The following is a 19769-nucleotide window of genomic DNA, read 5'->3' on the forward strand; positions in this document are numbered from 1 at the left end:
AGCAAGCCCAGACAGCGCACGCTCGAGACCGGCCCGGTCGAGTGCGCGGGTAGGGTGCTGGAGCCGGTCAGCAATGGCCGGTCGAGATGGATGGCCGCCACCGCGTCACCGGCAACGGGGGCGAGGGACAGAACCCGGCGTACAGGCCGACTCATCCACTTTCAGTGGTCTGATGACCTGGGGATCGTGACGGGGAGCGGCCGAGGTCAGCACATGGTCCGCAGCAGGACCGCGCACCAGATCCACGACGGGTCGGTCCGTTCGTCCGACTCGGGCCACATCCACCGCCGACAAGCCCGCACGTGGTCAACGCCGCCGGTCGGCTGGCGGGCATCCCGAAGTGCTTCCACCAGCCGAACAACGACGCGGCCGGTGAGGTGTCGGTCGGGGCGCGCCTGCTGCGCGAGCTCGAGGAGGGGCTGTTCGGCCGCGAGGAGGTCGACCTCGGCTTCGGCCACCCGCTGGCCGACCCGATGCACCCGAGCCGGCTGACCGAGCCGATGCGCCTTCTGCTCGACTCGCCGCGGTGGGACCTGCAGCAGACCGGGTTCGGGTTCAACCTCATCTCGAGCAACTACGAGTTCTCCGCGCTGCTGGCCGTGCACGACGAGCAGTTCTGGAGTCGCTACGGTGGCACGATCGAGGGCAACTGGGAAGCGGCCGGACTGCGGAGGTACTCGAGCATGGACACCGACGGGCTCGCCGCGCTGCTGCAGGACCCGACCTGGTCCGACGAAGGCCTGGTCACCGTCGCGCTCGGCCTGACCCGTTTGGCCGAGCTCGCCCCCGGCCGGGCCGCCGTACCCCCGCTGCAGAATCGGAGTGACCAGGTGAACAGCACCTCAGGCAACGCCTTCGAGGACGGCAGCCCCTACCGCGGCTGGGTCGTCGGGGACTTCATCGAGCCCGCCGACAGCGTCCGCAACTCGTCCCGGGTCGAGATCAAGTGGGGCGTCCACGAGGCCGGCGAGGAACGCGCCGAGTGGACCACCGGCGAGACCCGCACCTCGATCATGTTCCTGATCTCCGGTCGGTTCGTGCAGAGACTGCCCGACCGCGAGGTCGAACTGGCCAAACCCGGCGACTACGTCATGTGGGGACCCGGAGTCGTGCACGCCTGGAAGGCGGTCGAGGAGTCCGTCATGCTCACCGTGCGCTGGCCCGGGGTGTAGGCGCGGAGGACAGGATCTGAGCAGGTGTTGAGCCACGCTACAGGCCAGACGCGAGGAGTTGGCCGGCTCGGACTGCCGGCAGGGCAGGGTGTAAGCAACGTGCGGCTCGCGGGCGTCGTTCGTGGAGATCGTGCACATGGCAGGTGTGCCGGGCGTGGGCAGGTACCGAGATCCGCATGTTGGGCATTTCCGTCAGTAACGCCGCAAGGCGTCCCCTGGTCGTAAACATTCACCCGGGACCCCAGCTGAATGTTTACCAGCAGTAACGGGGCAGTAAGGGGCCGCCCCACCTTCCAACGGGGCGGAGTGAGGGTGAGTGAGGGCCGGGATCTGTGGGAGCCGAGGGTGAAATCCCCCGGCCACGCGGCACCGGTGACCGATGACGATCAGCCGCTCCTCGCTGCGTTGCTCGATCTCCACCAGTCGCACGGCATTCGTGTAGGGGTGCGGCGGCGTGACGGGCCTCGGCGCCGTCGTTGAACGTGGTACCTGGGCCACATCCGGATGTTCGGCAAGGCTTCTCGGTAGTCGACATCCGCAGCAGCTACGGGATGGCCACCTGCACCCTGAGGTGCCCCTCGTCGACCATCCACTTCCAGTAGCCGTCGCGGGTCAGCACCATGCAACCCAGCCGCTCGGTCACGGCGAGGATGAGGGCGTCACCTAGGGACAACGTCGCATGCCGGCCCGAGTGCGGTGGCGGCGGTCCCGGGTTGTCGTCGGAGATCTCAATGAGCTCGGCGGCGCGAACCAGGTCATCGTCGGTCGGGTGTTCCACCTGCAACCCCATGGTGGCCAGCGCCTGGGCGATGTGGGTTGGGGTGCTCCTGTTCCCCTTGTGGCGCGCGACCGATATTGCCTCCGTCAGGGCCGGGCCGGGAAGGATGCCGTCGACCTCCGGCCGCGCCAGAGCGTTCATGATGGCCTGCCAACCTCGCTCCTGGAGCAGAACGGTGCAGACCACCGACGAGTCCAGACACAGCTGTTTGACCCGGGGCGGAGCCGGCCGAGGGACTGGGGTGCTCACAGGGGGAGCCCGAGCTGGGCGAGGAGACCCTGCTCGATCTCATCCTCGCTGCGGGCGTCCCCCTGCGCGAGGGCAGCGAGCCGGTCCCACTTGGCGCTCGACCGGGCAGAGTCAGCCTGACGCGACCGGCGCACGTCGACAACCGAGTCCCCGGCGTCACCTCCGTGGTTGTTCGCCCACACGGCGAACAGCAGCGACTTGGCAGTCACCAACCTGACCTCCCCATCCTCGACAACGAATCTGACACGGTCACCGGGCCCAACGCCAAGAGCGGTGCGAACCGCAGCCGGGATGACCACCCGGCCCTCACTGCTCAGCTTGGTGTCAATGTCGAGTCTTGCTGCCATGCACGTCATCATACGGCAGATAGTGAGCGTCTGCCATACAGGCTGCGATATGGCCATTCGTCCTTGCCTGCCATGTCGTGTCGAAGGCGCAACGGATGGCTGCCGCGCCGATCAGGCCAGGCCGAGGGCTGCCTTCAGACCGGAATCAACCTTCCGCATCGCCTTGGCCGTGAGCGTTCCCTTGTGAGCCCGCACCTCATCGGGCCACAGTTCGACGATGTCATCGCAGACGATGCGACCACCGCCCAGCGGGTCGCCGGGAGACATCTCGACAATGCTCGTCAGCGGTGGCTTGGGTTTGGAGGTCAGGCGGACAGCGAGGACGTTGGCCAGTGCCTTGTTGCGGCTGTTGTTCGACACGACGAGGAAGTACTTCTCAGTCGGGATGTGGTCGAGCTTCGCGGCGTAGATACTGCCGCGAAGAAGCTGCCCGGTGAAGTCCTCCGAGCCAGCGCCCAGAACGACCAGCGTCGTGACGCGAACGCCGGGCCCTCGAGGGCACGCCGCGCAGCGCCGCCGGTGGCCCGGGCCGGCGCGGTGTAAGGCGAGCCTGGCCGAGTCCGTCCACGCGCGCAAAGTGGCCAACTACCGGTCGTTCGCCTCAGGGTGATCCAGCCAGCGTCACGTCGTCGATGCCCAGCCAGCCTGCACGCCTAAAACGAACAGGTGTGACACCCGATCTCGGTGTTACACTTGCAGTGTGCCAACCACGAGGCCACGCCACGCAGTAACCGAGACGCCCGACATTCACGAGGCGCTGGTCGTTGCTGCCCGCCGTTGGCCGCAGGACCAAGGTCGACCCGGACTGCTCCTGCGGCGCCTCATCGCGGAGGGGCGCAGGAGCATCGAGCCTCAGGTTGCCGACATGCGCGCCGACCGTCTCGCAGCTCTGCATCGCGTCAGCGGTTCCTACACCGGAATGTACGAGCCTGGCTATCTCGACGAGCTGCGGGCAGAGTGGCCGGAGTGATCACGCTCGATGCTGGGGTGCTGATCGCACTGTTCGACGCTCTCGACGCACACCACGAGGCGGCGGAAGCACTGTTGGCGGCAAACATCGGCAAGGACGACCTGACGATCGGTCCCATCAACCAGGCAGAGGTACTGGTCCGAGCAGCCCGCGAAGGACGCGACCAGCAGATGGCCTCCGATCTGGTGGCGCTCGGCGTCTGCATCACCGCTTTGCCCCATGACGCGGGCCCCCGCTTGGCCCGGCTACGCGCCACAACCAGTGCAAAGATGCCCGACTGCTGCGTACTGCTCACCGCTCAACAGACGGGTTCACGGATCGCGACGTTCGATGTCCGTCTCGCTGAGGCGGCGACGGGCCTCGGACTGGAACTGGTGCGGTGAAACGTGCTGCTGAGAAGGCCGAGGAACAGTCCACGGTCGGCCGAGAGTAACCAGATGCCAGGCGGAATGAGGGACCGCCGACCACGTCGTCCGCGCCACTGTCGGTCACGGTGCCGAACAGCGACCTCGTGCACACAGGCCTCGAGGTCAGCCTCGCCGCCCGACCTGCGGGCCGGGCGGCGAGGACAGGTCCGGGTGCGCTCAGGCGAGCGCCGTGGCGAACGCCCCGTCGAGGATGTCGAGGCCCTCGGTGAGCAGCGCGTCGCCGATCGTCAGCGGCGGCAGGAACCGGAAGACGTTGCCGAAGGTGCCGCAGGTCAGGGTGACCAGGCCCTCGGCATGGCAGGCGTTGTTGACCGCCGCGGTGAGGGCGGGGTTGGGTGTCTTGTGCTTCAGGTCCGAGACGAGCTCGATGGCCAGCATCGCGCCCCGGCCACGGATGTCGCCGATGACACCGTGACGGTCGGCGAGGGCCTGCAGCCGGGGCACGACGACGCCTTCGATCGCCTTCGCCCGCGTGCGCAGGTCGTCGCGCTCCATCGTCTCGATGGACGCGAGCGCGGCAGCGCAGGCGACGGGGTTGCCGCCGTAGGTGCCGCCGAGGCCGCCGGAGTGCACCGCGTCCATGAGGTCGGCCCGCCCGGTGACCCCGGCGAGCGGCATACCTCCGGCGATGCCCTTGGCCGTGGTGATGAGGTCAGGCACGACGCCGTCGTGGTCGCACGCGAACCAGTCGCCGGTGCGGGCGAACCCGGTCTGCACCTCGTCGGCGATGAAGAGGATGCCGTGCTCGCGGCACCAGTCCGCGACCCGGGCCAGGTAGCCGTCCGGGGGAGTGACGAAGCCGCCCTCGCCCTGGATCGGCTCGATGACCACAGCAGCGGTGTTCTCCTCGCCGACCTGGGTGTGCACCATCGTCGTGAGCGCCTCGAAGGCCTCCTCGAGGCAGTGCTCGGCCCCGGTCGCCCATCGGTAGGGGTAGGCCATCGGCGCCCGGTAGACCTCGCCGGCGAACGGCCCGAACCGGTGCTTGTACGGCATGCTCTTGGCCGTCATGGCCATCGTGAGGTTCGTGCGGCCGTGGTAGCCGTGCTCGAAGGCCACGATCGCCTCCCGACCGGTGACGTGGCGGGCGATCTTGACGGCGTTCTCGACCGCCTCGGCTCCCGAGTTGAACAGCGCCGAGCGCTTCTCGTGATCGCCGGGCGTCAGCTCGTTCAGCTTCTCCGCGACGGCGACATACTCCTCGTAGGGCGTGACCATGAAACAGGTGTGCGTGAAGTCCTGGATCTGCCGGGTCACCGCGTCGATGATGCGCTGGTTGCCGTTGCCGACCGTCGTGACGGCGATGCCCGCGCCGAAGTCGATCAGCTGGTTGCCGTCGACGTCGCGCAGGATGCCGTCCCGCGCCCGCTCGACGTAGACCGGCAGCCCGGTACCCACGCCGGCGGACACCGCCGCGGTCTTGCGGGCGGCCAGCTCCTGCGAACGGGGGCCGGGGATGGCGGTGGCGAGGATGCGGCGCTGCTCGAGCGGCTCGCTCATGGGGGTCTCCTGAGGACGTAGGGGGTGGTGTTCATCCCAGCGTGCGTCGGCTCTGTCATGCTGTCCAATACTCGCTTGTTACCTCGATCATGCCTAGGAGGTATGACGTGGAGCTGCGGACCCTGAGGTACCTGCTCGCCGTCGCGGACGAGGGGTCGATCACGGCGGCCGCCGCCGTGGTGCGAGTGGCGCAGCCCTCGCTGTCGCGTCAGCTACGCGGGCTCGAGCGTGACCTGGGCCTCGAGCTGTTCGTGCGGGACGGAGGTCGGCTGCGGCTCAGCGCGGCGGGCCGGCAGTTCCTGCCGCTGGCCCGTGACCTCGTCGTGAGGGCCGATCGGGCGCGGGCGGTGGCCGGCACCATCGGGAGCGGCCGGATGCAGACGGTCACGATCGCTGCGCCGGGCACCACGCTCACCGATGTGATCGCGCCGTTCCTCGCGACCTTCCGGGACGGCGACCCGATGCCGGACGTCTGGGAGGAGCTGCCCGACGCGGTCTACCAGGCGCTGGACCGGGGGGCCGACCTGGCCATCGGCACGACCGCGCCGCCGCGCCGCCTGGAGGGTATGCCGATCGCGCAGCTGCCCGTGTGGGCGTATGTGCCGGTGACCCACCCGTGGGGCAGCCGAGGAGACGTCCCGCTCAGCGAACTGGCCGAGGCGGACCTGCTCGTCCTCACGAGCGACTACCACCCGCGCCGGGCGCTCGACGACGCGGTGGCGCGGGTGGGACTCACTCTGCGGGTGCTGCGCGAGCTCGACTCCGCCGAGGTGGCCCAGGCCATCGCTGCCGCAGGGCGCGGCGTCGCCGTCGTCTCCGACGACCCGCGCTTCGGCCTGCGGGCGTTGCGGATCAGCACTGCCGACGGGGACCTGACGATCAGCCTCTACGCGGCATGGGAGCCACGGCACCCCGGCGCCTCGACGATCTCAGGCCTGGCCGGGCGGCTCACCTCGTTCTGCCAGGAGCGGTACTCGACCGGTTCGTGAGTCACCGAACCGGTGAGGAGGCTGGCTGCCCGACCGACGTCTCACCATGTGGACAGCACTTGACGCCCGGTTCCGCCACCCCCGACAGTTACGCAATCAGTTCCGAAACACCTTTCGGAACTTCCGGCACCGTCGCCGGATCGACGCGAGAGGCATCGAATGAGCCAGGCGCCCACGCAGGCCAGCCCGACCCGGGCCGCCGCCCTTGCGGCGGTGCGCGACCGAGGCCACGCCACGGTCACCGACCTTGCCGTGGAAACGGGTCTTTCGCGGCCGACGGTCGAGGCGGCGTTGGCGCAGCTCAAGCCGACCGGGCTGGTACGGCTCGACACCCGTCGGGTCCAGGTGGGAGAACACGGCGGCCGACCCGCTCGGGCATACTCGTTCCGCCCCGATCGGGGATTGGTCGTCGGGCTCGACCTGTCCAGGGCCGAAGCAGTCGTCCTCGTCTCGGACCTGTCCGGCCGAGTGCTCACGTCGGCCGGGCGCGGACGGCCCTCGCCGAGCGACGCCGACCCTGACCTGGCCCCCGTCGCGGACCTCGTCCGAGAGGCGCTGGAGGGGATCGGCCAGACGATGGCCGACGTCCGGGCCGTCGGGCTGGGTGTCGGTGGTCTGGTCGACGAGAAGGGGGTGCTGACCGCCTCGCCGACGGTTCGGGGCTGGCGCGACGTGAACCTCGGCGAGCAGCTCACGCGGTTGCTCCACGTGCCGGTTCTCGTCGACAACGACCTGGCCCTGGCCGCGACGGCCGAAGCGCAGCTCGGGTCCCTTGCCGGTGCTCACTGCGGTGTCTACGCCCTGACCTGGCACCACGTCTCGGCGCGGATCACCATCGACGGCGAGGTGCTGCGCGGAAGGCACCACCAAGCCGGGGAGGTCGGCCTGCTCAACTCCTTCCGCGAGATCCAGATGCCGCCCGGCGACATGTTGGAGGCCGCCGCGGTGATCAGCGCCGAGCTCGACCAGCTCCGCCATGACACCAGCCATGAAGCCGGCACCACCGCACTCACCCACCTGGTCGACGCCATGACCCCAGGTATCGCCGCGCTCGTGCTGGCGGTGGACCCTGACGTGGTCGTGCTCGGCGGCCAGCTGGGCTCGTACGCGGACCTGATCGCCCCGCGCCTTGCCCGGTCGGTCGGTGGCTTCGCGAGCGGCTTCGCCCTGGATGTGCAGATCACCGCAAGCACGCTCGGGCCCGGCGCAGTGGCACTGGGCGCGTTGCACCAGGCCTTCACAATGTTCTCAAACGAGATCTATGTCACATCCGGGGTGCCAGCACCCAAACTTCGCCTCGGCACTCATGGCTCGACCACCTCCACACCCCCCAGGAGCACCACGTGACGACCATGACCATCATTCCCAAGACCTTCACTGTCGCACTGGTAGGAGTGGGGGCCCGGGCCGGGCTCGCCCGACACGTCGAGAGCGCGGGAGCCACCTTGGTCGCGACCGTCGACCCCGACCCCGCGGCGACGCGTCGGGCCGCCGAGCTGTTCGGTCGCGAGCTTCCCCGCTACGAGGACGTGCCGGCGCTGCTCGCGCACCATCCCGACCTTGACGGGGTCATCATCGCCAGCCCCGACGACACCCACCACGCCGTCGCGACACCCCTGCTCGAGGCGGGCGTCGCCGTCTACGTCGAGAAGCCCCTGGCCATCACCACGGAGGACGCCGACGACCTGCTCGAGACGGCCTACCGCTGCGACGCCAGGCTCTACGTCGGTCACAACATGCGTCACATGCACGTCGTCCGGCTGATGAAGCAGATCATCGATCGAGGCGAGATCGGGCAGGTCCAGGCGATCTGGTGTCGCCACTTCGTCGGCGCCGGCGGCGACTTCTACTTCAAGGACTGGCACGCGGACCGGAGCCACCAGGGCGGGCTGCTGCTGCAGAAGGGCGCCCACGACATCGACGTCATGCACTGGCTCGCCGGCTCCTCGACCCGTGAGGTGGTCGCGATGGGCGACCTGATGGTCTACGGGCGGGTTCAGTCCCGCAGGGACAACTCCGACCGGCGGATGTGGGACTGGTACTCGCTCGACAACTGGCCGCCCCTGGAGCAGACCGACCTCAACCCCGTCATCGACGTCGAGGACATCTCGATGATGACGATGCGACTCGACAGCGGGGTGCTCGCCAGCTACCAGCAGTGCCACTTCACACCTGACTACTGGCGCAGCTACACCGTCATCGGCACGGAGGGCCGGCTCGAGAACTTCGGCGACGGCGAGGGCGGCGAGGTGCGGGTGTGGAACCGGCGCAGCGGGTACCTCGAGCAGGGGCACGTCCAGTACCCCATCGTCGGAGACGCTCGGGGACACAACGACGCCGATGCCCTGACGGTGGCCGAGTTCGTCCGCTTCGCCCGCGACGGCGCGTCCACGGACACCTCCCCGCTGGGCGCCCGCGACGCGGTTGCGGCTGCCGTGGCCGCTACCCGGTCACTGCGTTCGGGCTCCATGCCGCAGCTGGTGCCACAGGTGCGCGACGAGCTGGCCGACTACTACCGCAGCCACCAGAGGCGGGAGACAGCACATGCTTAGGTATGCCACGCGTCGGATCCTGCTGATGATCCCGACGCTCATCGGGTCGACGTTCCTCGTCTTCCTGCTCGTCTTTCTCGTGCCCGGTGACCCGGTCCTGGCCCTCGCGGGGGACAAGCGCCTGTCCGAGTCGAGCATCCGGGCGATCCGCGAGCAGTACAACCTCGACGACCCGTTCCTGGTGCAGTACTTCAAGTGGCTCGGCAACGTGTTGCACGGCGACTTCGGCTTCGACTTCAACAACAACTCGGTGACCGACCTGATCGCGTCCGCCTTCCCGTACACGATGGCGCTGGCCCTGTCCGCGTTCTGCCTCAAGCTCGTGATCGGGGTGCTCATCGGGGTCTGGGCCGGGCTGCGGGAGGGCCGCGCCCCCGACAAGTTCAACCTCTTCTTCACCATCTTCTTCCTGGCCGTCCCGGGCTTCATCATCGCCTACCTGGCGCAGTACGTCTTCGGCATCAAGCTGCACTGGCTGCCCATCTCCGGCGTCCGGCAAGGCTTCCCGATCGCGTTCGTCATGCCCGCCATGGTGCTCGCTCTCGAGACGGCCTCGCCCCTGGCGCGGCTCACCCGCACCAGCCTGGTCGACGTGATGCGCGCCGACTTCATCGTCACGGCGCACGCCAAGGGCGCCTCACCCGGCAGGGTGGTGTGGCGGCATGCGCTGCGCAACGCCTTCCTGCCGGTGGTGACCTACCTCGGCCTCAGCCTGGCCAGCCTGCTCGGCGGCTCGGTGCTGATCGAGACGATCTTCAACCTGCCAGGACTCGGCGGCACCCTGTCGGATGCGATCACGCTCCAGCAGGGGCCGGTCGTGGTCGGCGTCTCGGTCTTCCTGTTGCTGTTCTTCCTGTTGAGCTCACTGATCGTCGACCTGCTCTACCCACTCATCGACCCGAGGGTGCGTCATGCTTGAGGAATCCGAGACCGCCGCTGCCGTCGAGGTTCGACCCACCGCGGAGGGCACCCGTCGTCGACGAGGTCGCGTGGAGGCTCTGCTCCTGTCGAGCTGGCGACGCCCCTTCCTCGCGATGGCGTTGCTCATCATCGTCGTCGTGTCCGTCATGGCGATCGTGCCGCAGCTGTTCACCGACATCGACCCACGCGACTGCGACCTGTCCCTCTCACGCCTCGGGCCGAGCCCCGGTCACCCCTTCGGGTTCGACATGCAGGGCTGCGACTACTTCAGCAACGTCGTCTACGGCGCGCGCACCTCGATGCTCGTGGGCGTGCTGGTGGCTGGGCTGACCTTCGTGATCGCCCTCGTGGCCGGATCCCTCGCGGGCTACTACGGCGGCCTCATCGACACGGTGATCTCGCGGGCCGCGGACATCGTGCTGGGCGTGCCCGTCATGATCGCCAGCCTCGTCATCCTCTACCAGTTCAAGTCTCGAGGTGTCGGCACCATCGTCTTCGTCCTCGTGCTGTTCACCTGGGCGGGCACGATGCGATACCTGCGCGGGACCGTGCTGCAGGTCAAACAGCTCGAGTACGTCCAGGCGGCGCGCATCCTGGGGGTGGGCCGGCTGCGCATCCTCTCGCGGCACGTCCTGCCCAACGCGATCACCCCGCTGATCGTCATGTCGACGCTGAGCGTCGGTGCCGGGATGACGGCCGAGGCCGGCTTCTCGATCCTCGGTGTCGGCATCAAGCTGCCCGCCTTCTCCTGGGGTCTGCAGATCGCCGCGGCGAGCTCCGACGGCAACTGGCAGATCGCCCCGCTGCTCATGCTGTTCCCGGCGCTGATGCTCGCCCTGACCACCCTCGCCTTCGTCGTGCTCGGCGAGAACCTCCGTGACGCCCTGGACCCGAGGAGCAGCTGATGTCGCAGAACCTGCTGGAAGTACGTGGACTGAGCGTGCAGTTCCGCTCAGCCGAGGGCCACCTCACCGCCATCGACGACCTGTCCTTGACGATCGGGCACGGTGAGGCCCTGGCCGTGCTCGGCGAGTCCGGCTCTGGCAAGAGCGTGACCGCCAAGGCGATCATGGGCATTCTGCCCCACCCGGCCGCCCGGATCACGTCCGGGCAGGTGCTCCTGGAGGGGGAGGACCTGCTGACTCTCTCACCCCGGCGGCTGCGGACGGTGCGGGGCGAGAAGATGGCGATGGTGTTCCAGGACGCCCTCACCTCGCTGAACCCGGTGGTGCCGGTGGGCGCGCAGATCGCCGAGATGTACCGCATCCACCGGGGCGACAACCGTCGCGAGGCTCAGGCCAAGGCCGTGGAGATGATGCGCGCCGTCCGCATCCCCGACGCCAAGAACCGAGCCAAGGACTACCCCTTCCAATTCTCCGGAGGGATGCGGCAGCGGGTCATGATCGCCATGGCGCTGGCCCTCGACCCGCAGCTGTTGATCGCCGACGAGCCGACGACCGCGCTCGACGTGACGGTCCAAGCCCAGATCCTGGACCTGCTCCAGGAGCTGCGGACCGAGCGCGGCATGGCCCTCATGCTCATCACGCACGACCTCGGCGTCGCGGGCCAGGTCGCGGACGAGGCGCTGGTCATGTATGCGGGCTCGGCAGTCGAGCGTGCGCCGATGACAGAGCTCATGCAGCGACCCGCTCATCCGTACACCCTCGGCCTGCTCAGCTCGGTCCCCGGCCCCGAGCATCGCGCCAAGGACCTGCCGACCATTCCCGGGCTGCCCCCGCAGCTGAGCAACCGGCCGAAGGGATGCAGCTTCCATCCACGGTGCAGCTTCGCGACGGACCTGTGCCGGGAGACCAAGCCGGCGGTGGTCGCCGGCCTGCCCGGACGAGAGGTGGCCTGCCACCACTGGAAGGAGGTGGCTCGCCATGACGACGCCACTGCTCTTGCTTGACGACGTTCACCAGACCTACCGACCCAAGGGATCGATCTTCTCGCGTGGGCCGGCCGGGCTGGTTCAGGCGGTCAGCGGAGTCACGCTGGACATCAACGCCGGCGAGACGCTCGGTGTGGTCGGCGAGTCGGGCTGCGGGAAGTCGACCCTGGCCCGGATGATCGTCGGCATCGAGGACCCCAAGCAAGGCGCCGTGCGCTGGAAAGGCACCGACGTGTCCACCCTCAAGGGGACCGAGCGCAAGGCCTTCCACCGCAGCATCCAGCTCATCTTCCAGGACCCGTTCGCCTCGCTCGACCCCCGCCGGACGGTGGGACAGTCCATTGCCGAAGGCGTCCTGGCGCACGACTTGGTGGCAGCTGACGCGGTGGGTGACCGGGTGCAGCAGCTGCTGCGTCAGGTCGGGCTCCTTCCGGTCCATGCCTGGCGGTATCCCCACGAGTTCTCCGGTGGCCAGCTCCAGCGGGTGGGCATCGCCCAGGCGCTGGGCGTCGAGCCGGAGGTGCTCGTATGCGACGAGCCGGTCAGCGCCCTGGACGTGTCGGTCCGCGCCCAGGTGCTCAACCTGCTGAACCAGCTCAAGACGGAGCTCGGCCTGGCCATCGTCTTCATCGCCCACGACCTCGATGTCGTGCAGCACATGTCCGACCGCATCGTGACGATGTACCTCGGCAAGATCGTCGAGCAGGGGCCGTGCGACGCGGTGTACGAGTCGGCCGGGCACCCCTACACGCGGGCCCTGCTCTCGGCGATCCCGAAGAAGCCCGCGCCCGGCTACCGGATCGACCGGGTGGTGCTCGAGGGTGACCCCCCCTCACCCATCAACCCGCCCGCGGGGTGCCCGTTCCACACCCGCTGCTACGCCGCCATCGAGATGTGCTCCACCGTCGTGCCCAAGGCGGCCGACCTCGGCGACGGACACCGCGCGACGTGTCATCTGGCCGAGGAGGTCAGCCGGTCGCGGGTCGGACAGCCCTACAGCGTCGTCTGAGCACGCCACACAACGATTCCCTTTCCACGCCCTACCCCCTCCATGAGAAAGATCCCAACGTGAAAAAGACCCGAATGCTCGTCGCCGGGGCAGCCGCCATCCTGGCGTTGTCCGCCTGCTCGCTCAACGGGCAGAACACACCCCAGGCCGCCGACGGCGGCGGTGGTGGCGGTGGCGGTACCCACTCCAGCACCGTGACCTCCGTGATCAGCACGGCCAGCTCGCCCAGCCGCTCGATCGAGCGGATCACCGGCGCCCAGAACCCCGGCAGCCAGGTGGCCATGGCGCTCTGTGAGCCGCTGACCGGCATCGACGAGGCAGGCAAGGTGTTCATGCGCGGTGCCGCGTCGGTGCAGAGCACGGACCAGAAGACGTGGACGATCAAGCTCGCGGACGGGCGGACCTTCTCGGACGGCACCCCCATCACTGCGAAGACGTGGGTCGACACCTTCAACTTCATCGCGCTCGGCAAGAACGCCATGCCGAGCAACTACGCCTACATCGACATCCAGGGGTATGACGCCCTCAACCCCGCGGACCCGAAGGCCAAGCCCTCCTCCGACAAGCTGTCAGGCCTCAAGATCGTCGACGACAAGACGTTCACGCTGACGATGAACAAGCCGTACAACGACGTGCCGTACCTGCTGGCCACACTGCCGTTCTGTCCCATGCCCGGGAGCGCCTTCAAGGACCCGACCGCCTACGACCGCAAGCCGGTCGGCAACGGCCCGTACCTGCTGAGCAAGCTCGACCCGAAGGTCGAGGCCGTCCTCACCCTCGACCCCAAGTACAAGGGCTGGGTGCCGGAGGGTGCTGCGAAGACCCTCATCTTCAAGGTGTTCACCGACACCAACACCGCCTACCAGGACGTCGTCGCCGGCAACACCGACGTGCTGCGCAGCCTGCCCCCGGGCTTGGCCGCCCAGGCCAAGAACGCGTTGGGCGACAAGGGGCTGACCGCGATCAAGAGCAACACGCTCGAGACCTACATCCTCTGGCCGACCTACCTCGACGCCAAGTTCCCGAAGGAGGTCCGCGAGGCCTTCTCGATGATCACCAACCGGGAGGCGATCTCCAAGAACCTCTTCCTCGGATCGAGCAAGGCCGCCGGCTCACTCATGCCGGACTCCGTGAGCGCCTACCGCGCTGACGCCTGTGGGGCCACGTGCCAGTTCGACCCCGAGGGGGCCAAGGCGAAGATCAAGGCCGCCGGGTTCACCGGCAGCATCCCGGTCCTGTACTCGGCCGGCAACACCACCGACGCCGCGACCGCGCTGGCGATCTCCAACGAGGCCAAGAAGATCGGTCTCGACGTCGAGCCTCGACCCACCCCGGCGGCGGAGCTCGGCGACTCGATCAACGAGTACCGCCTCGAGGGCCCCGCGATCACGCTCTGGGGTTCGTCGTTCCCGTCCGCCTCGGAGTGGATCGCCTCGATCATGGTCGACGCGAACTACCGGCTGAAGTACAAGAACGCCACCGCGTCCGACGAGGTCGCCAAGGCCTGGGCCGCCACGAGCACGGAGGAAGCCAACAAGCACTGGCAGGCCGCGGAGGACTCGATCCTCAAGGACCAGGTCATCCAGCCGCTCTACTACCAGGTGATGTACATCGCCCACAACGAGTGTGTGACCCCGCACTCGGCCGGTGGCGACATGCAGATCTACCGCACCGCGATCACCTGCACGATCAAGGACTGACCCACCGGGCACACCGGGCACCCGGTCGCTGCGCACCTCGCACGGAGACCGCCACCGGCACCCGCGCCTCCCAGGTACATCCTGGGTGGCGCGGGTGTGGGCATATCAGTCGGTCGGGGTCGGTCGGGTTTCAGCCGACGCGTTACGTTGAGAGGCATGCGACTGACCCACCTCGGACACGCGTGCCTGCTCGTCGAGGCCGCCGACCGGCGCATCCTCATCGACCCGGGCAGCTTCTCGGCCGGGTTCGAGCACCTGGTCGACCTCGACGCGATCCTCGTCACGCACCACCACCCCGACCACTTCGACCCCGATCGGGCACCCGCGCTCATCCGGTCGAACCCGAGGGCAAGCGTCCACGTCGACGCACTCACGGCGGAAGAGCTTGCCGGGGAAGGGCCCTCGGTCGTGGCTACCCGTCAGGGTGACGACTTCGGGGTCGGTGACGTGCGGATCTCGCCGGTGGGCGAGCAGCACGCCTTCAACCACGACCAGGCCCCCCAGATCCCGAACATGGGCTACGTGCTGCGTGCCGCGGGGGAGCCCACGCTCTTCCACCCCGGCGACGCGTATGACGCGCAGCCCGGCCGCGTCGACGTCCTGGCCCATCCGCTCAACGCGCCGTGGTGCGCCGTTCGAGACTCGATCGCGTTCGTGGCCCGCATCGCACCGAAGTCCTTCGTGCCGATCCACGACGCGCTCCTGTCGGAGCAGGGCAAGGCGACGTACGCCGGGCACGTCGAGAGCTTCGCCGGGGTCGAGGGCCTGACCCTGCGGTACCTGCGCGACGGGGAGTCGGGTACGTTCTGAGCGCGGAGCTGTCGCAGACGGCTGAGCTGATCGCAACGGGGGAGAGATGACGGATCTGTCGATGCTGCCACCGCCCTCGGGCGAGGCGGCCGGAGGCCCCGCGATCGCCGTGCGCGGGCTGGGCAGGCGCTTCGGCGAGGTCATCGCCGTCGCGGGGATCGACCTGGACGTGCCGCGCGGCTCGTTCTTCGGGCTCGTCGGGCCCAACGGAGCCGGCAAGACGACGACCCTGTCGATGATGACCGGCCTGCTGCGCCCCGACGCCGGCACGGCCGTCGTGCTGGGCCACGACGTGTGGGCGGACCCCGTCGCGGCGAAGCGGCTGCTCGGCATCCTGCCCGACGGCCTGCGGATCTTCGACCGGCTCACCGGCCTGCAGCTCGTGACGTACGCGGGCCTGCTGCGTGGCCTGACGCGCGAGGTGGCCGCCGAGCGAGCCGCCGAGCTCATCCGGGCCCTCGGGCTCGAGGAAGCCCGCGACAAGCTCGTCGTCGACTACTCGGCGGGCATGAGCAAGAAGGTCACCCTGGCCTCGGCCCTCGTGCACGGGCCACGGGTGCTGGTGCTCGACGAGCCGTTCGAGGCCGTCGACCCCGTGTCGGCCACGACGATCCGGCGGATCCTCGCCGACTTCATCTCGGTCGGAGGCACCGTCATCCTCTCGAGCCACGTCATGGACCTCGTCGAACGGACCTGCAGCCACGTCGCGGTGCTCGCTCGTGGCGAGGTCCTGGCCACCGGCACAGTGGACGAGGTTCGCGCCGGACAGTCGCTCGAGGAGCGCTTCGTCGACCTCGTCGGCGGGGCGACCGAGGTGGAGGGGCTCGAGTGGTTGCGCACCTCGTCCGACTGAAGCTGACACTGCTGCGGAACATCTTCCGCCGCAGCCGAGCCCAGGCGATCGGCGCCATTCTCGGCGTGGTCTACTTCGGGGCCGTCGTGATCATGCTCGGGGTCGGGGTGGCGGCCCTGCGCACCGAGCTTCCGGACGCTCGGCTCTACGTGCCGCTCGGCGGTGCCCTGCTCGTGCTCGCCTGGGGGCTGCTTCCGCTGCTGACGTTCGGGACCGACCCGACCCTCGACCCCGCGCGCTTCGCGACGTTCGCGGTTCCCTACCGGCAGCTCGCCGTCGGGCTCGTCCTGGCGGGCCTGTTCGGACTGCCGGCGCTCGCCTGCGCGGTCGTCATCGCGGGCACCCTCGTCACCTGGTCGGTCTCGGTCCTCGCCACGGTCGTCGCGGTCGCCGCGGCGGCCGCCGGACTGCTCACCTGCGTGACGCTCAGCCGCTGGGTCTCCGCGCGCGCGAGCAGCGCCATGTCGAGCCGCCGTGGCCGCGACCTCACGGCGATCCTGGGGCTGCTCGTCGTCGTCGCGCTCGGGCCGGGGCTCGCGCTGGCCGGCAGCACCGTCGAGCGCTTCGCGACGATCATGCCGACGATCGGGACGATCGCGGGCTGGACACCGTTCGGTTGGATCTGGGCCGCGCCTGCCGACATCGCCGTCGGGCAGGTCGGCACCGGGCTGCTCCGGCTCGTCCTCGGCCTGGCCTTCCTCGGCGCGCTCGGCGTGCTGTGGCAAGGCGCCCTGCGCCGTCAGGTCGAGGACCCCACCGTCGTCGGCTCCCCGGATGCGGGCAGGGCGCATCGCGGTCTCGGCCTGCTGGCCCGGTTCCCGGACACCCAGACGGGGGCCGTCGCCGCCCAGATCGCCACCTACTGGCAGCGCGACCCGCGCTACCAGATCGGCCTGCTCATGGCACCGCTGGTCCCCCTGCTCCTGCTCGTCCCGGCCATCATGGGCGGGCAGGAGTGGTCGTTCCTGCTCATGGGGCCGCTCATCGCCTTCCTGCTGGGGTGGAGCGAGCACAACTCGGTCGCCTACGAGTCGACGGCGTTCTGGATGCACGTGGCCGCAGGCACCCCGGGACGGGTCGACCGTGCGGCACGGATCGTCCCGAGCCTGGTCCTCGCCGCGGTCCTGATACCCCTCTACTGCATCGTCGGCGCGTGGCTCGCCCACCGGCTCGACCTGCTCGCAGCGATGGTCGGGCTCTGCCTCGCGCTCGCCGGTGTCGGCTACGGCATCTCGTCGGTCATCAGCGTCGTCATGCCCTACCCCGTCCCCAAGCCGGGGGAGAACCCCCTGACGACCCCTCCCGGCGGGCAGGGCGCGCGGCTGCTCTCCCAGACGATCTCGAGCCTCGGCACGGCGCTGCTCGCCTCCCCGGTCATCGTCCTCGCGCTGCTGACGTGGTGGGGACGGGAGTGGGCACTCTGGCCGACCGCGGTGGGCGGCATACTGCTCGGTGCCGGCGTGCTCGTGCTCGGCGTCCGCGTCGGCGGGCGGATCTACGACCGGCGCGCCCCGGAGCTGCTCAGCGCCCTCGTGCGCGACTGAGCTCAGCCCTTCGCGGTCGCGAGGTCGACGGCTCGCCGTGCGGCACCGATGATGCCGGCCTGGTTGCGCAGCTGCGCGGGGACGATCGGGGCGTGAAGCTTCAGACGTGGCAGGAACTGGTCGGCGTCCTTCGAGATGCCGCCCCCGACGACGATCAGGTCGGGGGAGAACAGCAGCTCGAGTCTCGAGTAGTAGCGCTGCAGCCGGTCGACGTACTCGTCCCACGAGAGGTCCTCGCGGTCCTTGGCGGAGGAGGCCGCGCGCTTCTCGGCGTCGTAGCCGTCGATCTCGAGGTGCCCGAGCTCGGAGTTCGGCACGAGCACACCGTCGTAGATCAGGGCCGAGCCGATACCGGTGCCGAGCGTGGTCAGGATGATGAGCCCGTGCTCGCCCTGCGCTGCGCCGTAGTGCAGCTCGGCGAGCCCCGCCGCGTCGGCGTCGTTGAGAACGGTGACCGCACGGCCGGTATGCCGCTTGATGAGCTCCTCGGCGTCCGTGTCGACCCACGACGGGTCGATGTTGGCGGCCGACCGGACCCGGCCCCGCAGGACGATGGCCGGCAGCGTCACTCCGATCGGGGAGTCACCGGTCTGCTCGGCGAAGATGTCGACGAGCTGGTCGATGACCTCGGCCACCGCATCGGGAGTGGCCGGGCGGGGCGTGGGGATCTTCACCCGCTTGTCGGCCAGTGCTCCCTGCGCCAGGTCGACCGGCGCTCCCTTGATGCCGCTGCCGCCGACGTCGATGCCGAGCGGGGTGCCCTGTCTGCCCATGGTGATCCTTCCGTTTCGCGTCTCTGCGTGCAGAGACTACGGGAGCGTCAGGATCTCGTTGCCCTCCTCGGTGACGACGATGGTGTGCTCGAACTGCGCGGACCAGCGCCGGTCCTTCGTCACGACCGTCCATCCGTCGTCCCACATCTCCCACTCGTGGGTGCCGAGGTTGAGCATCGGCTCGATCGTGAACGTCATGCCGGGCTCCATGACGAGGTCGTAGCCCGGGGCCGCGTCGTAGTGCGGGACGACTACACCCGAGTGGAACTCGAGCCCGATGCCGTGGCCGGTGAAGTCGCGCACGACGCCGTAGCCGAAGCGCTTCGCGTAGCTCTCGATGACGCGGCCGATGACGTTGAGCTGCCGGCCGGGACGGGCCGCCCGGATGCCGCGCATCATCGCCTCGTGGGTCCGCTCGACGAGCAGGCGAGAGTCCTGCTCGACATCGCCGACGAGGTAGGTGGCGTCGGTGTCGCCGTGCACGCCGTGGATGAAGGCGGTCACGTCGATGTTGACGATGTCGCCCTCCTCGAGGGGGCGCAGGTCGGGGATGCCGTGGCAGATCACCTCGTTGACGCTCGTGCACACGGACTTGGGGAAGCCCTTGTAGCCCAGCGGGGACGGGTAGGCGCGGTGGTCGAGCAGGTACTCGTGCGCGACCCGGTCGAGCTCGTCGGTCGTGACGCCCGGTGCGATGTGCGCGGCGGCGGCAGCCATGGTCCCCGCCGCGATCCGGCCGGCATCGCGCATCTTCTCGATGGTCTCGGCGTCCTTGACGAGGATGTCGCCGTCCTCCCGGAAGCGGGTCACGTCGACATAGTGCGGCCGGGCGATGTGGGCAGGGACGGTTCGCCGCGAGGTGACGGTGTGGGGGGAGACATTTTCGAAGCGAACCGGCATACGGTGGAGTTTAGTGCGGCCGGTTCGCGTGCCTGCTGGGACCGAGGCGCCCGATGCGACGCACCTGACCCCCGGCGCGAAGGGACATCGACCGATGAAGTACTGGTACAACGTCAAGACGGGTGAGATCCAGACCGACGAGACGAGGAGCCGGGGCGAGGTCGTGCTCGGGCCGTATGACAGCGAGGCCGAGGCACGCAAGGCGCTGCAGACCGCGAAGGCCCGCACGCAGGCGTGGGACGAGCAGGACCGGGAGTGGAACGGCAAGGGTGCCTCGCCCGGGTGGTCCGACGACGAGAACCAGGGCTCTGACTGAGCGGGTGTGAGGTGGCGCGGCACGCGCACGTGCTCGTAACGGACGAAGGGTCGCAAAGGTAAAGGAT

The 19769-nt window shown here is 69.1% G+C and carries 21 protein-coding genes and 1 pseudogene; 15 read left to right on the forward strand and 7 right to left on the reverse strand.

Features of this window, described 5'->3' with window-relative positions; all coding sequences use genetic code 11:
• Positions 1-302: 302 nt before the first annotated feature.
• Entirely contained in the window at positions 303-1172 is an 870-nt protein-coding gene (locus L0H79_RS11555; RefSeq protein WP_301484757.1) for a hypothetical protein, read from the forward strand.
• A 544-nt stretch (positions 1173-1716) separates the two neighbouring features.
• On the opposite strand, the gene L0H79_RS11560 is transcribed toward L0H79_RS11555, so the two are convergent.
• The 4 genes and pseudogenes from L0H79_RS11560 to L0H79_RS11575 form a co-directional block, all read right to left on the reverse strand.
• Positions 1717-2199 (reverse strand): PIN domain-containing protein, encoded by a 483-nt coding sequence (locus tag L0H79_RS11560; protein WP_301484758.1) that lies wholly within the window; start codon positions 2197-2199, stop codon positions 1717-1719.
• Entirely contained in the window at positions 2196-2408 is a 213-nt protein-coding gene (locus tag L0H79_RS11565) for a hypothetical protein (RefSeq protein ID WP_301484777.1), read from the reverse strand. Before L0H79_RS11565 ends, L0H79_RS11560 begins: the two co-directional genes overlap by 4 nt.
• A gap of 3 nt (positions 2409-2411) precedes the next feature.
• A pseudogene (locus tag L0H79_RS11570) lies at positions 2412-2603 on the reverse strand (AbrB/MazE/SpoVT family DNA-binding domain-containing protein); the annotation flags it as partial.
• Positions 2604-2657: 54 nt separating this feature from the next.
• Positions 2658-3131, reverse strand: a complete 474-nt coding sequence (locus L0H79_RS11575; RefSeq protein WP_301484759.1) for a type II toxin-antitoxin system PemK/MazF family toxin — start codon at positions 3129-3131, stop codon at positions 2658-2660.
• Positions 3132-3246: 115 nt separating this feature from the next.
• Between L0H79_RS11575 and L0H79_RS11580 the strand changes: the two genes are divergently transcribed.
• Positions 3247-3516 (forward strand): hypothetical protein, encoded by a 270-nt coding sequence (locus tag L0H79_RS11580; RefSeq protein ID WP_301484760.1) that lies wholly within the window; start codon positions 3247-3249, stop codon positions 3514-3516.
• Positions 3513-3899, forward strand: a complete 387-nt coding sequence (locus L0H79_RS11585; RefSeq protein WP_301484761.1) for a PIN domain-containing protein — start codon at positions 3513-3515, stop codon at positions 3897-3899. The genes L0H79_RS11580 and L0H79_RS11585 overlap by 4 nt, the downstream gene beginning before the upstream one ends.
• Positions 3900-4100: 201 nt before the next feature.
• Here the strand turns inward: L0H79_RS11585 and gabT are convergent, their stop codons facing one another.
• Positions 4101-5444: a 4-aminobutyrate--2-oxoglutarate transaminase gene (gene gabT, locus L0H79_RS11590; protein ID WP_301484762.1), complete on the reverse strand. Its 1344-nt coding sequence runs from the start codon at positions 5442-5444 to the stop codon at positions 4101-4103.
• A gap of 107 nt (positions 5445-5551) precedes the next feature.
• Here gabT and L0H79_RS11595 point away from each other — a divergent pair, with 107 nt between their 5' ends.
• The 11 genes from L0H79_RS11595 to L0H79_RS11645 all read left to right on the forward strand — a co-directional run bounded on the left by L0H79_RS11595 (position 5552) and on the right by L0H79_RS11645 (position 17713).
• On the forward strand, positions 5552-6433 hold the full coding sequence (locus L0H79_RS11595) for a LysR family transcriptional regulator (protein WP_301484763.1): 882 nt from the start codon (positions 5552-5554) through the stop codon (positions 6431-6433).
• A 159-nt stretch (positions 6434-6592) separates the two neighbouring features.
• A complete protein-coding gene (locus tag L0H79_RS11600) occupies positions 6593-7780 on the forward strand; it encodes an ROK family transcriptional regulator (RefSeq protein WP_301484764.1) in 1188 nt (395 codons plus the stop codon).
• 5 nt (positions 7781-7785) lie between these two features.
• Complete coding sequence (locus L0H79_RS11605) at positions 7786-8985, forward strand: Gfo/Idh/MocA family protein (protein ID WP_301484775.1); 1200 nt, start codon at positions 7786-7788, stop codon at positions 8983-8985.
• Positions 8978-9904 (forward strand): ABC transporter permease, encoded by a 927-nt coding sequence (locus tag L0H79_RS11610; RefSeq protein ID WP_301484765.1) that lies wholly within the window; start codon positions 8978-8980, stop codon positions 9902-9904. Before L0H79_RS11605 ends, L0H79_RS11610 begins: the two co-directional genes overlap by 8 nt.
• Positions 9897-10811, forward strand: coding sequence for an ABC transporter permease (locus L0H79_RS11615; protein ID WP_301484766.1), 915 nt, complete (start codon positions 9897-9899; stop codon positions 10809-10811). The genes L0H79_RS11610 and L0H79_RS11615 overlap by 8 nt, the downstream gene beginning before the upstream one ends.
• Positions 10811-11815: an ABC transporter ATP-binding protein gene (locus L0H79_RS11620; RefSeq protein ID WP_301484767.1), complete on the forward strand. Its 1005-nt coding sequence runs from the start codon at positions 10811-10813 to the stop codon at positions 11813-11815. The genes L0H79_RS11615 and L0H79_RS11620 overlap by 1 nt, the downstream gene beginning before the upstream one ends.
• A complete protein-coding gene (locus tag L0H79_RS11625) occupies positions 11790-12806 on the forward strand; it encodes an ABC transporter ATP-binding protein (RefSeq protein WP_301484768.1) in 1017 nt (338 codons plus the stop codon). Before L0H79_RS11620 ends, L0H79_RS11625 begins: the two co-directional genes overlap by 26 nt.
• A gap of 59 nt (positions 12807-12865) precedes the next feature.
• Positions 12866-14506, forward strand: coding sequence for an ABC transporter substrate-binding protein (locus L0H79_RS11630; RefSeq protein ID WP_301484769.1), 1641 nt, complete (start codon positions 12866-12868; stop codon positions 14504-14506).
• Between the two features lie 156 nt (positions 14507-14662).
• Positions 14663-15316, forward strand: coding sequence for an MBL fold metallo-hydrolase (locus tag L0H79_RS11635; protein WP_301484770.1), 654 nt, complete (start codon positions 14663-14665; stop codon positions 15314-15316).
• A 61-nt stretch (positions 15317-15377) separates the two neighbouring features.
• Entirely contained in the window at positions 15378-16169 is a 792-nt protein-coding gene (locus L0H79_RS11640; RefSeq protein ID WP_301484771.1) for an ABC transporter ATP-binding protein, read from the forward strand.
• Positions 16145-17713 (forward strand): hypothetical protein, encoded by a 1569-nt coding sequence (locus L0H79_RS11645; RefSeq protein WP_301484772.1) that lies wholly within the window; start codon positions 16145-16147, stop codon positions 17711-17713. The genes L0H79_RS11640 and L0H79_RS11645 overlap by 25 nt, the downstream gene beginning before the upstream one ends.
• 2 nt (positions 17714-17715) lie before the next feature.
• Here L0H79_RS11645 and ppgK read toward each other — a convergent pair whose 3' ends face one another.
• Together ppgK and map are read right to left on the reverse strand one after the other, a co-directional pair.
• Positions 17716-18486 carry a polyphosphate--glucose phosphotransferase gene (gene ppgK / locus L0H79_RS11650; RefSeq protein WP_301484773.1) on the reverse strand — a complete coding sequence of 257 codons (771 nt, stop codon included), beginning with the start codon at positions 18484-18486 and terminating at the stop codon, positions 17716-17718.
• A gap of 36 nt (positions 18487-18522) precedes the next feature.
• Positions 18523-19386, reverse strand: a complete 864-nt coding sequence (map, locus tag L0H79_RS11655) for a type I methionyl aminopeptidase (protein ID WP_301484774.1) — start codon at positions 19384-19386, stop codon at positions 18523-18525.
• A 13-nt stretch (positions 19387-19399) separates the two neighbouring features.
• On the opposite strand from map, the gene L0H79_RS11660 reads away from it, so the two are divergent.
• Positions 19400-19702: a methionine aminopeptidase gene (locus L0H79_RS11660; RefSeq protein ID WP_367652463.1), complete on the forward strand. Its 303-nt coding sequence runs from the start codon at positions 19400-19402 to the stop codon at positions 19700-19702.
• Positions 19703-19769: the final 67 nt, after the last annotated feature.

It is taken from the genome of Intrasporangium sp., from assembly GCF_030452765.1.
Classification (GTDB): domain Bacteria; phylum Actinomycetota; class Actinomycetes; order Actinomycetales; family Dermatophilaceae; genus Intrasporangium_A.

Coding starts and splice junctions, on each gene's coding strand:
- gabT (WP_301484762.1), bottom strand. CDS start 5,444: ATGAGCGAGCCGCTCGAGCAGCGCCGCATCCTCGCCACCGCCATCCCC.
- L0H79_RS11600 (WP_301484764.1), top strand. CDS start 6,593: ATGAGCCAGGCGCCCACGCAGGCCAGCCCGACCCGGGCCGCCGCCCTT.
- L0H79_RS11605 (WP_301484775.1), top strand. CDS start 7,786: ATGACCATCATTCCCAAGACCTTCACTGTCGCACTGGTAGGAGTGGGG.
- L0H79_RS11610 (WP_301484765.1), top strand. CDS start 8,978: ATGCTTAGGTATGCCACGCGTCGGATCCTGCTGATGATCCCGACGCTC.
- L0H79_RS11615 (WP_301484766.1), top strand. CDS start 9,897: ATGCTTGAGGAATCCGAGACCGCCGCTGCCGTCGAGGTTCGACCCACC.
- L0H79_RS11620 (WP_301484767.1), top strand. CDS start 10,811: ATGTCGCAGAACCTGCTGGAAGTACGTGGACTGAGCGTGCAGTTCCGC.
- L0H79_RS11625 (WP_301484768.1), top strand. CDS start 11,790: ATGACGACGCCACTGCTCTTGCTTGACGACGTTCACCAGACCTACCGA.
- L0H79_RS11635 (WP_301484770.1), top strand. CDS start 14,663: ATGCGACTGACCCACCTCGGACACGCGTGCCTGCTCGTCGAGGCCGCC.
- L0H79_RS11640 (WP_301484771.1), top strand. CDS start 15,378: ATGCTGCCACCGCCCTCGGGCGAGGCGGCCGGAGGCCCCGCGATCGCC.
- ppgK (WP_301484773.1), bottom strand. CDS start 18,486: ATGGGCAGACAGGGCACCCCGCTCGGCATCGACGTCGGCGGCAGCGGC.
- map (WP_301484774.1), bottom strand. CDS start 19,386: ATGCCGGTTCGCTTCGAAAATGTCTCCCCCCACACCGTCACCTCGCGG.